The 13,990-nt window shown below is 43.4% G+C and carries 12 protein-coding genes; 9 read left to right on the top strand and 3 right to left on the bottom strand.

Annotated features, from left to right (window positions below):
- Positions 1-256 precede the first annotated feature (256 nt).
- The 4 genes from ACAY30_RS12385 to ACAY30_RS12370 all read left to right on the top strand — a co-directional run bounded on the left by ACAY30_RS12385 (position 257) and on the right by ACAY30_RS12370 (position 6,098).
- Complete coding sequence (locus ACAY30_RS12385; protein ID WP_290250936.1) at positions 257-1,024, top strand: glycerophosphodiester phosphodiesterase family protein; 768 nt, start codon at positions 257-259, stop codon at positions 1,022-1,024.
- Positions 1,025-1,262: 238 nt separating this feature from the next.
- Positions 1,263-3,572: an aminotransferase class V-fold PLP-dependent enzyme gene (locus ACAY30_RS12380; RefSeq protein ID WP_290250937.1), complete on the top strand. Its 2,310-nt coding sequence runs from the start codon at positions 1,263-1,265 to the stop codon at positions 3,570-3,572.
- Positions 3,573-3,810: 238 nt separating this feature from the next.
- Entirely contained in the window at positions 3,811-4,011 is a 201-nt protein-coding gene (gene iscX, locus ACAY30_RS12375; protein ID WP_290250938.1) for a Fe-S cluster assembly protein IscX, read from the top strand.
- Positions 4,012-4,403: 392 nt separating this feature from the next.
- The gene (locus ACAY30_RS12370; RefSeq protein ID WP_290250939.1) at positions 4,404-6,098 is read left to right on the top strand and encodes an NAD-dependent malic enzyme; all 1,695 of its coding nucleotides are present in this window, start codon (positions 4,404-4,406) and stop codon (positions 6,096-6,098) included.
- A 100-nt stretch (positions 6,099-6,198) separates the two neighbouring features.
- On the opposite strand, the gene ACAY30_RS12365 is transcribed toward ACAY30_RS12370, so the two are convergent.
- Positions 6,199-9,069 carry a prolyl oligopeptidase family serine peptidase gene (locus ACAY30_RS12365; protein ID WP_290250940.1) on the bottom strand — a complete coding sequence of 957 codons (2,871 nt, stop codon included), beginning with the start codon at positions 9,067-9,069 and terminating at the stop codon, positions 6,199-6,201.
- Between the two features lie 113 nt (positions 9,070-9,182).
- Here ACAY30_RS12365 and ACAY30_RS12360 point away from each other — a divergent pair, with 113 nt between their 5' ends.
- The 4 genes from ACAY30_RS12360 (at position 9,183) to ACAY30_RS12345 (ending at position 10,873) form a co-directional block, all read left to right on the top strand.
- Complete coding sequence (locus ACAY30_RS12360) at positions 9,183-9,581, top strand: hypothetical protein (RefSeq protein ID WP_290250941.1); 399 nt, start codon at positions 9,183-9,185, stop codon at positions 9,579-9,581.
- A 79-nt stretch (positions 9,582-9,660) separates the two neighbouring features.
- Positions 9,661-10,035 (top strand): ribonuclease E inhibitor RraB, encoded by a 375-nt coding sequence (locus ACAY30_RS12355; RefSeq protein WP_290250942.1) that lies wholly within the window; start codon positions 9,661-9,663, stop codon positions 10,033-10,035.
- Between the two features lie 24 nt (positions 10,036-10,059).
- Entirely contained in the window at positions 10,060-10,278 is a 219-nt protein-coding gene (locus tag ACAY30_RS12350) for a hypothetical protein (protein WP_290250943.1), read from the top strand.
- A gap of 13 nt (positions 10,279-10,291) precedes the next feature.
- Positions 10,292-10,873: an ACP phosphodiesterase gene (locus tag ACAY30_RS12345; RefSeq protein WP_290250944.1), complete on the top strand. Its 582-nt coding sequence runs from the start codon at positions 10,292-10,294 to the stop codon at positions 10,871-10,873.
- 10 nt (positions 10,874-10,883) lie between these two features.
- On the opposite strand, the gene ACAY30_RS12340 is transcribed toward ACAY30_RS12345, so the two are convergent.
- Both ACAY30_RS12340 and ACAY30_RS12335 read right to left on the bottom strand, forming a co-directional pair.
- Positions 10,884-11,558 carry a nitroreductase family protein gene (locus ACAY30_RS12340; RefSeq protein WP_290250945.1) on the bottom strand — a complete coding sequence of 225 codons (675 nt, stop codon included), beginning with the start codon at positions 11,556-11,558 and terminating at the stop codon, positions 10,884-10,886.
- Positions 11,559-11,854: 296 nt separating this feature from the next.
- Positions 11,855-12,466 carry a LysE family translocator gene (locus ACAY30_RS12335; protein WP_290250946.1) on the bottom strand — a complete coding sequence of 204 codons (612 nt, stop codon included), beginning with the start codon at positions 12,464-12,466 and terminating at the stop codon, positions 11,855-11,857.
- Between the two features lie 249 nt (positions 12,467-12,715).
- Between ACAY30_RS12335 and ACAY30_RS12330 the strand changes: the two genes are divergently transcribed.
- Complete coding sequence (locus ACAY30_RS12330; protein ID WP_290250947.1) at positions 12,716-13,957, top strand: AAA family ATPase; 1,242 nt, start codon at positions 12,716-12,718, stop codon at positions 13,955-13,957.
- The last annotated feature ends 33 nt before the right edge of the window (positions 13,958-13,990 follow it).

Genomic DNA, 13,990 nt, shown 5'->3' with positions numbered 1-13,990 from the left:
GCTCCAGCGACCCCTTTCTATATCGACAAGCCAATGCAATACGCGTTAGTAACTGTAGCTAATTAATCGATACCTCCAGTGCATAGCCCTTTTCGGCAAGTTATTACTAAAACCACGCAGTTCAAACTAAGCTTAATAAATCAGACCGTTGTTAATACGAGCGGGAATTAGCAACGGCTGAGCTGTGTATGTCAATTGATTTTGGGCTGACTATGGCGATCGAGCCAGAGGAGGGGCTATTTTAAAATTGCTGACTGTGGCCGTATTTGTCTTGTATTTTAACTCGGTAAACACCGTGGCAAAGGCTGACAACCTTAGCCCGCATGAGTTAGCCGACAAGGTAGTGGCTATCGCCCATCGGGGCGGAACAGGCTTGGGCGAACCCGAGAACACACTGGCGGCATTTGAACAAGCTATCCGCGATGGCATAGACGTTATTGAAATTGACCTTCGCAGCACAAAAGATGGCGCCATTGTCGTTATCCACGATGAAACCGTCAATCGAACAACCAATGGTCGTGGCAAGGTTATTGATCACACCTTGGCAGAGCTTAAACAACTCGATGCCGGTCGAGGGCAACGCATACCAACCTACCAAGAAGTACTGCAATTATTGGTTGAAACTGACATTACACTGTTAATTGATATTAAAAATACACCGCCAATAAAGGCATTTGATGTGATTCGCATAACTGAGCAATACAACGCGATATCAAAAGTGATAATTGGTCCTCGTGATGTTGACGACTTGATCGCTTTTCGCCGACTCAATCCAAACATTCGCACACTGGGTTTTATTTTGACCATTGACGATATAGAGCCGTTTATTCAAGCCGGCGTTGATATCATTCGCTTGTGGCCGCAATGGATATACGCCAACCCTGATTTAGTTAACCAGTTGCGCCGCCTTGGCAAGCCTGTGTGGACTACCGTTGGCGCCCCGCAGCGTGGAGAACTTGAAAAACTAATGAGTCTTGGTGTGACCGGTATTCTATTGGACAATCCAACGATATTAAGCCCTTAAACATTAAACCCTGCTGACATCATTGACACGCTGTATTTGGCGCCAAAAGTCGCCGTCACCCTCTTAGTTTGTGCTCTTTCATCAGCGTTTTACTGCGTGTAATACGTTAACATCGCCTTGAGACCTTGCAAAAATAGGCGAATTACCTAAATCGCAATAATTTCTTTCTTATAACCTAGAGTTACAAGTTATGTTTGGTTAGAATAAGCGAGATTCAGGGTAATAAGAGAAGAAGTATATGCTCAACCTAGCTGATATTAAGGCAAATAAGAACGAAATCTATTTAGATAATAATGCCACTACTGCTGTGCTGCCACAGGCGGCCCAAGCGGCAATGCACACCATGAGTACCTGCTTTGGCAACCCAAGCTCCTCGCACTCAACAGGAATTCAAGCTAAATATATTCTTGAATCCACACGTCAGTTGGCCCGCCAAGTGATTGGCGCCGATGACGGTGACATTATTTTCACTTCAGGAGCTACTGAAGGTATTCAAACATCAATCATTTCAGCTCTTGCGGCGATAAAGCAAGGTGGCATGACACCATCAAAACCTTTGCTTTTATACGGTGCAACCGAGCATAAGGCGGTTCCTGAAACCTTGAAGCATTGGAACGATATGCTTGAGGTGGGTGCCGAGGTGGTGGCGATACCTGTTGATGAAAACGGACTATTAGATCATCAGTTTATTGCTGAGCACATTGCTGATACCGTATTGATATGTACCATGATTGCCAATAATGAAACCGGTGTGTTTCAGGATATGCTGGCGTTAGAAGAAATTATTCGCAAAGGCAATCCAGAGGTGCTTTGGATGGTTGATTGCGTTCAAGGGCTCGGTAAAATCAAGCTAAACCTGTCGTCTACGACAATTGATTACGCTCCGTTTAGTGGCCACAAACTCTATGCACCCAAAGGCATCGGCATGCTTTACGTTCGTCAAAATGCACCTTACACTCCGTTTATTGCCGGCGGGGGGCAAGAGCAAGGGTTGCGTTCAGGAACTGAGAACTTGCCGGGTATTGCCGCACTTCGCGCCATTTTTGAGTTAATGCTTGATTCAGCAGATGAGACATTTAAAACACACCAACAACTCGTAGCTTATCGCCAACAGTTAGCGAAAACGCTGGGCGTTGTTTTTCCGGCAATCGTCTTCAATCACGACTTTAACTACTCACTACCGACAACGTTAAACTTTTCTGTTAAAGGGCTAAGCAGTAAAGAAATCATGGATGTTTTTGACGCCGCTAACATTCGCGTTAGTTCAGGGTCTGCGTGCAGTTCAAAAGTGACAGGCAGTTTTGTCCTCGATGCCATGGGAAAAGCACAATGGCAGAGCGAAGGGGCGATTCGCATGTCGTTTGGTCCAGCGACAACGCAACAGGATATCGACCGAGCGTGCGCAGCTATTTTTTCAGCGGGCGTGGCGATGCGTCAAAGCGGTTTATTAACACCCGATCCCGATAACGCGATAGACAGCAAGTTTGAGGGGCTCCAGCAGTGGGTATACAACAATCAATGCACTTGGTGTTACATTGACCAAGCGAGTAAGCAGGTTGTTATCATCGATGCGGTGGCAGAGCTAAATCACAAATTGCGCACCCTTATTGAAAGTGGTGGCTATCACGTGCGCGCAATCTTAACCACCCACCAACATGACCTGCAGGTGAGTAATAGTGAGTTAACTGACTTGCTTGCACCAATGAGCGAGCAAACACCAGTAGATGCACATGGCTGGCCGATTGAACAAAGTCAGACGCTAGAGTTTGACTCTGGTGTTATCGCATCAATGATTAATTTGGGTTCGAAGCGAGTAATCAAACTGCAAACACCGGGCCATACACACGATAGCGTCAGCTACTTTATTGCCAATAATACGTCTGGGGCTGTGACGGCTGTTGACATTGATTACGCATTTACTGGCGATACCATTCAAATAGGTGGTATTGGTCGTTCTGATTTTACCGACAGTGACAGCGGGGCCTTATTTGACTCGTTGCAGATGCTGTATAGCTTGGTTAACAATGACACCTTGTTGTGTCCGGCACATGACTACAAGCAACTGTTTACCACTAGCTTTGCCCTTGAAATGGCTGAGAGTCCGTTGTTAGCCGATGTGTGTTTACAACGCATCAGCAAAGAACAGTTTGTCGATGCCAAGGCGCAAGTCGATCAACAAATTGCCGAGCAATTACCAGCGCACTACTGTGGCTATATCCAACAAAGTACACAACCGTGTGTCAATATTGCTCCAGAACAGCTCAATGACTTTTTGGCTGAGCACGATGATGTATTGGTAATTGATGTGCGAGAAGCATATGAATTTGAGGCACATCAACAAACTCAGCTTAAGCAAAAGCCATTGGTCAATGTGCCATTGAGTCAACTTACGCACTTTGTTCGTCATCACATGCCAGTGAATAATCAGCAGACATTGGTTTGTATTTGTCGCAGCGGCAATCGCTCGGATACGGCAGCAAAAATGTTGAAACGGATGAACTTTAACCGGGTGTATCACGTTCCGGGTGGCTTCGCGTTGATCCATTAAGCGTCAGCTAGCAGATGATTAAAAGGCCCGATTGGACTGTCCTATAGGGCCTTTTTTTATTGCCGATTCGCGCTCGAGGCTGACCTTTAGTTATCAAAACGTTGGTGGTTAATCCCGCGTATTCTTGTCTTTACTGAACCGATTGTCGGTCGGCTATCTTGCTCAGGGCAAACTTTGGCTATAGTTATTATTTATGACCCTATGGGGTGAATAATTAATACAGAATAAGGCAGCGAATATGACATTAAAGTGGACAGATTCTTTAGATATAGCATTGGACTTAATTGAACAACACCCTGACGTAGATCCGCGCCAAGTTCGCTTTACTGACTTAATGCAGTGGGTAATGGAATTGGATAACTTCGACGACGATCCCAATCACTGCGGTGAGCGAATTTTAGAAGCGATACAACTGGCCTGGATTGAGGAAGCCGATTAATTTGGCCGTGTTGACCATGGTTGTATGTTTTTGCTGCGATTTAGTGAACATTTTTTCACAGCAGCGCTTGCGTTGTGTCGTTATTCCACGTGAGTGTGTAATAACGCGGTAAAAGTGTTCAATCAACGCTGTCCTAAGGGGGCAATTATTGGATTCGTTTAACAGGCATTTTCTCATGGTAGCTGCTCGTTCGTATGGAATAACCATACTTCTCTCGACGCGCCTCGATAGAATCTCTGTTAACTCGAACAAAATCTATACCACAAAGATCAACACGCCCTAGCATTTTTTTACTTTTTTAGCTATTTACTCATCATAGATATTAGCCAAGGCTGAGAAAAGTCTATACAATATGCGACCTTTTACGAGACCTTATATTTCGGACGAAAACAATGAGTAATGAAAGCAGAAAACGACCTTTATATATCCCCTATGCAGGACCAACCTTGCTGGAAACACCTTTGCTGAATAAAGGCAGTGCTTTTAGTGCTCAAGAGCGAGTTAACTTTAACCTTACAGGTTTGATCCCGCCGCGTTTTGAAACCATAGATGAACAAGTAGAACGCGCCTACATGCAGTATTCAAGTTTTAGAAGTAGCTTGAACAAACACATCTACCTGCGCAACATTCAAGATAAAAACGAAACGCTATTTCACGCTTTAGTGCAAGCGCATCTAGAAGAAATGATGCCGATTATTTATACCCCAACAGTGGGTGATGCATGTGAAAAGTTTTCTGATATTTATCGCTCTAATCGCGGTTTGTTTATCTCGTATTCTGAGCGTCATCAAATTGATGATATTTTACAAAATGCAACCAAGCACAAAGTAAAAGTTATTGTCGTGACCGATGGCGAGCGCATTCTTGGCCTTGGCGACCAAGGTATTGGTGGTATGGGGATACCTATTGGTAAGCTGTCACTATACACCGCGTGCGGTGGTATCAGTCCTGCTTACACCATGCCTATCATGCTCGATGTAGGTACCAACAATGAAACCTTGCTAAACGATCCTATGTATATGGGCGCCCGTCACAAGCGTATCAGCCAAGAGCAGTACGACGAATTTGTTGAATTGTTTATTCAAGCGGTGAAACGTCGCTGGCCGGGTGTGCTATTGCAATGGGAAGATTTTGCCCAACCCAATGCGATGCCATTGCTAGAGCGCTACCGCAATGAGATTTGTTGCTTTAACGACGACATTCAAGGTACCGCGTCGGTAACAGTAGGTACGTTATTGGCGGCGTGCCGAATTAAAGGTAAGAAACTGTCAGAGCAAAAAGTCGCCTTTGTTGGCGCGGGCTCAGCAGGTTGTGGTATTGCCGAGCAAATCATTGCCCAAATGACCTCAGAAGGTTTAACCGACCAACAAGCCCGTCAGCAAGTGTTTATGGTTGACCGGTTCGGTCTGTTAACCGAAGGCATGCCCGATCTTCGCGATTTCCAACAAAAGCTAGTGCAGTCGAGTGATGCGTTAAGCGATTGGAATTTTTCGGGCGAATACGCCTCGTTATTAGATGTGATGCACTGTGCGAAACCCGACATTTTAATTGGTGTGTCAGGTCAAGCTGGTTTGTTTACCGAGCAAGTGATCAAAGCCATGCACGCTGGCACTAAAACGCCAATCATCTTCCCGCTATCAAACCCGTCGCGTCAAGTGGAAGCGCACCCAGAGCAAGTTATTGAGTGGACTGAGGGCGATGTTGTGATCGCCACAGGTAGCCCGTTCGAACCAATTGAGTACCAGGGTAAAAGCTATCCTATTGCTCAGTGTAATAACTCGTATATCTTCCCTGGTATCGGTTTGGGTGTTGTCGCCGCAAAAATTCGATTTATCAGTGATGAAATGCTAATGGCTGCCAGTGAAACCCTTGCTGAAGAATCGCCATTGGCTAATACGGGTAAGGGTGGACTACTACCACCACTGACGCAAATTTCAGAGATCAGTAAGAAGATCGCCTTTAAGATTGGCAAAATCGCAATTGAACAAGGTTTGGCGCTAGAGGTATCTGATGAGCAGTTATTGCAAAGTATCGAAGATAACTACTGGAAACCAGAATATCGTCAATACAAGCGCACCACGATTTAACGCGTTATATTCGCAACGCGAAGTGACTTAAAAAAACGCCGTACTTGATAAGAGTACGGCGTTTTTTGTATTTGATAGCCAGTTGTACACTGGCAATACTTTATTTGTCTTTAGCTTGGTACGGTTCGCCTTGAGTCATCCACTCTGGCGCCGGCTTGCCTTTTAGGTGATGGTCAAAGTACTGCATCATTTTAATCGTATAGTCGACTTTATTAGGGTACTTCTTCAGGTGATGTGGCTCACCTTCGTATTGCAATAAAATAACGTCTTTTTCTAAACGGCGCATTGCTAAATACATTTCCACACCTTGCTGCCACGGCACAGCGTCATCTACGTCGCCAAATTGCATTAACAATGGCGTATTAATGCGATCGGCAAAAAATACCGGTGAATTTTCAATGTATAAATCACGGCGTTCAAACAGTGAGGCGCCAATGCGACTTTGGCCTTGCTCGTATTGGAATTGACGAGCAAGCCCAGTACCCAAACGGATGCCTGAATAGGCGCTGGTCATATTCGATACCGGTGCACCAGACACGGCGGCAGCGTACATATCGGTTTGGGTAATGGCTTGCAGAGTTTGGTAACCGCTCCAGCTGTGGCCGTGTAAGCCTATAGCATCTGGATCGGCAACACCCATGTCGATGATTTTTTGCAAACCGGGCAAAATCGATTTATTGGTCGAATCACCAGGGGTGCCAATATCAAAGTGCACATCTGGCAAGAAGATAGCGTAGCCATTTGATGTGTACAGTGGGAAGTTCGGACGATGGTTAACCTTCATCTGATTAAACTCATACATACGTTGGCTAAACAGGCGGTAGTAGTAAACCACCACAGGGTATTGCATGCCTTCAATGTAGTTGGCCGGCTTAATTAAAATACCTTGGTGTTTTTCACCGTCTAACGAGCTCCATTCTACCAACTCTGGAGAACCCCATAAAAACTCATTAATTTGCGGGTTAACATCGGTAACTTTTTTACCATTGGCTGGATTTAAATCCGACACCCAAATATCTGGAAACTCGTTAAAGTCTTCGCGAGTAAAGATTATTTTATCTGCGTCTTTTGCTTTGCCGATAAAACGATACTTTTTGTTATCTTCAACAAGTTTGCTTGGTGCGTCATCACTGCCCAAGGTTAGCTGATAAAAACCGTAGTTTTTCAATTTATGGTTATAGCTTGTTAGCAGTAGCGATTCATCTTCAGCAAAGAAGTCATTGTCTGGATCAAGGTCATTAATGCGAAAACGCAGTGAGTTTGGGCGGCCTGTAGTACAGGTTAAACAGCTGGCATCATCACCGTCGATTGGTAATAACCAAATATCGTATTTGTCGTAAACTAAAACGCCTTCATCGTCTTCTAACCAGCCAGCAATACCATAGCCAGGCGCTGCTGATGGATAGTCGTGATCTTCATCAGCAAAGCTCACATCGATATTGGCAGTTAAGTTGACTCGGGTTTTTCTTTTGCTGTCATACGACCAATATGCACCATCTTGATAGTAAGCGGCGTAGCGACCTGACTCACTAACTTTTACTGGTGTATAGCTACTGAGTTTCTCAGCGATAAGGTGCTTATCACCGTCGTCTAAATCAACTAAGTAGAAGTCTGAAAAGAACCCTTCCCACGTACGTAGCTTGCGATACTTCAAGTCAGACTGCCCAACAACCGCATGCTCATTGTTGGTCGCTTTTACATTTATTAATTGTTTATCAGCAAGCATCACCAAGTCTTCATCATCAACGTGATACACCGCGGTGAAGAAGGCTTTTTGGTCGGCTTCATATTGATATTTTTCGTTGGTTTTAATTAATGCATCATCACCATGCCAAACTTGTAGATTCCGCTTTGAGGTGATCTTTTCGAGATTGTATAAGTCTTGTTGGTTTTCTGGCTTAGCATCAATGTCGTCGCTAGCTTCAAGCACAGGTTTAAAGCCAAAGAACAAGCGCTCATCATCCACCGACCATGTCAGTTTGTTGGTATTGCTAACAAACCAGTTTTGTTGCTCACTGATGTCTACGCTGTGGATGCGCTGTTTATTGGCATCCCAGATGTGGACACTGTGCTGGCGAACATCTTTTTTCTCGTCAAAGCTACCGACTAAAAACGCCAACTGGTCGCCATTGTGGCTCCAAGTTAAGTGGTCAAAACTTGCCGCATCGGTTTTGCTGATAACAGAAGTACTGTTGTTGACAAGGTTTAGCGCATATAAACCGTTGTCTTTGCCGTCTTCGGTTGACACGGAATAAACTAAGAGAGCTTTGTTGGGAGAGAAGCTATACGCGTCAACATTTTGTATTTGCTGGGTATTTGCGCTGGCTAAATTGGTAATTGTTAAATCGAATTTAATACGCTTGCTATTGTAAAGCTTGGCAGGTTTGCTTTCGTCAGTCTTTTCACTTGTCGCTGATGTTATTTGCTCAGCATTTTTTTCTGTTGATTCAGCACTTGAAGTAATATCTTGTTTATCGTTATCAGACTCAGCTTGCTTGGTGGTGAATGCAACAAAGCCACTGACATCGCTTAATTGATAGCTTTCAACTTTGTCAGCCAGTGTTTCAGCACCTGTAGCTAGGTTGATAACCTTCAATTGATTTTTAAGCTTTTTCTTATCTTTTTTACTGGCTTGCTCGGTTTCAAGTAAGCTTGGTTTGATTAGTGTCGCGGCGTATTTACCATCGGCGGATACGTGACCAGAGCTACCTAGCTCAACGCTAAAGGCAGAATCGTTTATGGTCGAGATAACATGAAAGCTGCTGTCGCCTCGATCTGGCTTTGTAGCATATGATAACCAATTACCGTTGTCATTGAGTTGTGGAGATTTTATCTCTTTAAACTTCATCACATCGGTAACTTGTAAAGGGCGTTGCTCTTGCGCTGTGGCGATTGGACTAAAACACGAAGCGATAGCCACGGAAAGGGCCAAACTGAGTTTTGGCATGTTTAACAGGTTTTTTGTTTTCATAATAGGCCTGATCATCAATAGTTTGTTTCGATTATGCTGTTTCACCATAACAAATCAACCTTATTCCCGATTAATAGCAGAAAAATGACGATAAATAGGGTAAGGTTGAGACATTGATTTGCATAACCGATGACTGGATAATTTTTCCTATGTATCACCGACAGCAACTTATTGGCCATTGGTACCGCTCAGAACAACAGGGCGATGAGCATTATAGTGAATTTGCTCAGCTCCGCGCTGATGGTAGCTTTTGCTTCACCTTTTACGTTTTTCAAAAAGACGGCACGTTAGTTGACGAAATCAGTGAGTTTGGTGATTGGGGGGTGGTTGGAAATATTCATTTTACCATTACCAAATCCGAACAAATCGCGGGAAAAGATTACCCCGCTGATTTAGAAAATGAAGACAATTATCAGGCCTACAGAATTGTAAAATTAACCGAAAATGAATTTACCTATGAGCACATAGTGACTGGTGAAAGCTACACCCTGTCTAGGGTACAGAGTGATTAAGTAGAATTACAAAATCCTGCTAAACTTAATATATTATTATATTTGTTAATAACTTAAGGTAAGCGACCAGGTATCTATAATGGAGCAATCAACTAAAAGTTACAGTGTAAATCGCGACTTAGCTAAGTTTCCAAGCAATGCCAATGGCAACATGTTGTGGCATATGGCACTAGAGGGAGACGATTTAAATCGCCCGAGAGAAATTCAATTTTCGGTGATCTTTCCCTCTCAGGAGCAAGCGTTAAAATTTGGCAATATATTACTGGCCAACAATCAGAAATTGTCCTTCTGCCCTTACTTAGAAAACCCAGAACATCCATGGGAAATTACCGCCTACCCAGAGATGGCAGCGAGCTATGATAATATTGTCGCTTATCAATCATTACTAGAAACTCACGCAAGAAAGTTTGATGGTATTTACGATGGGTGGTATTGTCCCCCTCAAAGCTCATAACACAGACCGCTATCGGGGAGCAGTATGTCCGGTATTGACCTTTCACAATTAACCAGCGTTAGTAAATTAACGGCAAAGTCGTTTCACGATCAAAAGGCATTGATCAAAAAAGTGTTGCTCGGACGACGCGTTCATTGCAAAAAATGTCGCCAACTGATCGCTTTTACAGAAAAAAATCACAATCATCCCGCGAAAATTTGTTGTCCCAAAGGCTGTACCGATATCGAACTTGATATCGGCTAGCATCAATGTTGCTATGAACTATCTTGCTCACCTTTATTTTGCCAAAAACACGCCGTACTCTGCCGTAGGTAATTTAATGGGCGACTTCATGAAGGGGGTGGATAAAGAGGCGTTACCAGAGCAAACCCTGCGAGGTATTGAGACCCACCGAATGATAGATAGGTACACTGATAGTCATCATTTGGTGCGCTCGTTAAAGCCGCTTTTGAGTGAGCGACGCCGGCGTTTTTCAGGCTTGATTAGTGATGTGGTTTTTGATCATTTTTTGGCAAAACATTGGCAACAATTTCACCCGCAAACTCTTCCCCATTTTTGTCAGCAAACTTATCGAAATATACAAGCTTATCCCGAACCGCTACCGGGGCGCATGCCACGCGTTGTTGAGTCGATGATACGAGATAATTGGCTGGCGGCGTACGCCGATCTCGTTATCACAGGGCAAGCGATAGATTCAATGTCAAAGCGAATTCGTTTTAAAAATCAGCTAGCAGGCGCTATTGATGAAGTAATTACTCACTACGATGTATATGAACGTCATTTTCTTGAATTTTTTCCGTACTTACGTCGCCATGTCGAAAGGCATGGCAACGAATAACCAAACAGACTTATAAAAACGTGCAAATATCGTCAAATGGCTTTTTATGTTGCGCGTGTTTGGGGATGGTGGCGTCCGCTGCGGGGTAACCGGCAATTAACAGCATATAGGCGCGTTCGTTATCACCTCGCTGACAAATCTTATTCAAAAATGACATTGGCTTTGGCGTGTGGGTTAGGGTTGCTAAACCGGCGTTGTGTAGCGCGGTAATTAAAAAACCAGTAGCAATACCAACCGATTCATGCACGTAATAGTTGGTGTTGCGATCCTTAACATCTAAGCCCCCCTTTTTCTGACTAAAAATAGCAATCAACCACGGAGCAGTTTCTAAATAGGGCTTGCTGGCATCGGTGCCCAATGGCTTTAACGCATCTAACCACTCATCACCGGCACGACCACTGTAAAAACCTTGCTCGTGAAGTTCTGCTTGCTGGCGAATTTGCTTTTTCACATCGCTCGATTCAATCGCACAAAAATGCCAAGGCTGGTGATTGGCGCCACTTGGCGCTCGTCCAGCCGCTTTTATACAGTTTTCGATAACTTCCCTAGCAACAGGCTTATCACTAAATTTACGAATGGAATGACGGCGTGAAATATCGGCAAGAAATTGCTCTGAGCGCTGTCGCATTTGCTCTGGTGGATATTCAATAAAATCGCTAAGCGGTGAACAATCGTGATCTTGCATGGTAAAAGCGTCCTGTTGTAATTCTTTTTATATTTATCATTGTGCGCTAATGACACGCATGAAAATCACTATAAACAGGAAAGGGTGTTAAGTACAAGAAGCAAATACAAGAAGTTACTACAACAAGAAAATAGAAAAATTAGAGCTGCAAGCAAAATGGCCGTTGTTAATTGAAGTTGTAGGGGTATCTCTGCAAGCCCCGTCGCGTCAGGTGTTTTAGGTGGTTTTTAGGGGCTTGCGAGTATTTTTTTGGAGCTGATATATAAGATGCTTACTAGCGAATGATTATCAAATGCTTACCAAAGCAAAGACAACGAAAACAGAATAAAGCTGGCACCAAACGCCATTTTTATGCGCGCTTTATTGGCATCGCTTATCGCTAACGCATTGGACTTTTTGCCCACATAGGCATACAGCATGGGAAAGGTAAACGCCGAGCACATGCTAATACTCATCAGTGGGATAAACTGCTCCGCCATAGGTTTAGATGCATCAACAAACTGCGGCAACAGTGCACTAAAGAACAACAACGCTTTAGGGTTAGTAATCGCCACGGTAAAGTGTTTACGCCACATATGGCGACGTTTAATCGAACGAGCCACCATTGCTACGCCACTAGCCTGTGCTCTGGCTGAGCGAATGATGTTGACGCCCAAATAACACAGGTAACTACAGCCAAGTAGTTTCAACAACATAAACGCGGTAGGCGAGGCTAAAACTAAACTGGTTAAGCCCATTGCCGATAATGCCGCCAATATTAAAATAGCCGTCATGTGACCTGTTACCGCTACCCCTGATTTACGCAAACCTGCCATCGCGCCATTCTCAGCGGCAACAAAGTTCGATGGACCAGGTAGGGCAGCAACCAGCGCTGACATGGTGGCATAAGTTAGATATTCAGTGATCATAGAGGCATCGTACAACAGAGAACTACAAATAAAATCAGCGCGCATTATACGGATATTTACGCTAATGTCTGCCTTTGTGATGTTAAAGTTTGTGTATCAATTAAAGAGTTGTTATTAGATATGTCTTTATATAGCAATTAGTTAGAATGCGTGTTAAAACATCTAAAATTCAAAAACCGACCTATAGGTTGGTAGAGACTAGAGTCTGATATATCGAGATAAAACTTCGATATTTATTAAGGAGAACCTGTGGCAAACGGAGATTTTGGCTTAAGCAATGAAGCGGCAATAATAAAAAGTGGAATACGGGAAATTTTTACACCTCATATACCCGTCGATGAAATATCTCATTTTTTTGGTAGAGAAGACGAAGCAACACGCCTTGTCAGTGTAATAAATTCACCTGGTCAACACATACTGCTTTATGGCGATCGAGGTGTAGGCAAGACTTCTCTTGCGAAAACAACCTGTAAAGTTATTTTACAAAGGCTACAACGAGGTCTCTTTTTCGAAAAGAGGTGTGATTCAGGTGATTCATTCTCTTCTATTTTTGAAGAGGCACTGGAAGCATCAGGAGTTGACCTATCTTTTAAAGAAGAAGTTCATACGCACAATGATGGTGGCGGCGCCGGACTAAACGCAGGCATAGTGAAAGCAAGTGTGTCATCTAAACGAGAGACGAAAACAACCAGTGCTCCTAATTTCAAACCTGAATCACCCTCTTGGGTCGCTAATCAGCTGAAAGGGTTGTCAGGTATAATGTTGATTGATGAAGCCGATGCTATAGCGTTAGATTCAGATAAGAAAAAAATAGCAGAATTAATAAAACTATTAAGCGACAATAATTCCAATTTTAAAATTATTGTTGTTGGCATTGCTACCACAGGAGAGGAGTTGACAGCGGGGCATCCATCTGTGGAGCGGTGTCTAAAAGAGGTATCATTACAAAGAATGTGTGATGATGATTTAAAAAAGCTAATATTAAATGGTATGCATAGGCTCTCTTTGATACCAGATAATGATGTAGTGGACAAAATCGTCGATATTAGTGCAGGTTTCCCTCATTTTACGCACTTAATAAGTTTAAAATGTGGAGAAGCGGCAATCATAAACAAAAATAAACACGTTACCGTGGATGTATTGAAGTCAGCACTTAATGAAGCTGTTAAAGATTCAGAAGGTGCGTTACAAAGAATGCTAGAGTCGACCTTGAGGGCTTTGAATACTCCACAAGAGTATAAGTTATTATTATTGACAGCTTCATATTGCAATACCCCTGAATTTAGAAGCGCAGAGTTAAGGGATAAATTAATGAGTAAATTTGGTGTAGAGGTTGACTCAAAGGCTTTAAGTCGAAGGTTAACAAAACTAACTCAAGGTGAAAAAACAACAATTTTACATAAGCCAGCCAGAGGATGCTTTCAATTCACCGATCCTCGAATGCCAAGTTTTCTAAAAATGGCATTGAACTCTGATGATAACGAACTTTAACACTAACGACAGTTAAACTGAGCAATAAAAAAG

This window comes from Thalassotalea ponticola (genome assembly GCF_041379045.1).
Taxonomy (GTDB): domain Bacteria; phylum Pseudomonadota; class Gammaproteobacteria; order Enterobacterales; family Alteromonadaceae; genus Thalassotalea_A; species Thalassotalea_A ponticola.
The sequence above is the reverse complement of the archived record's forward strand: the minus strand, read 5'-3'. Positions and strand labels throughout refer to the sequence as shown.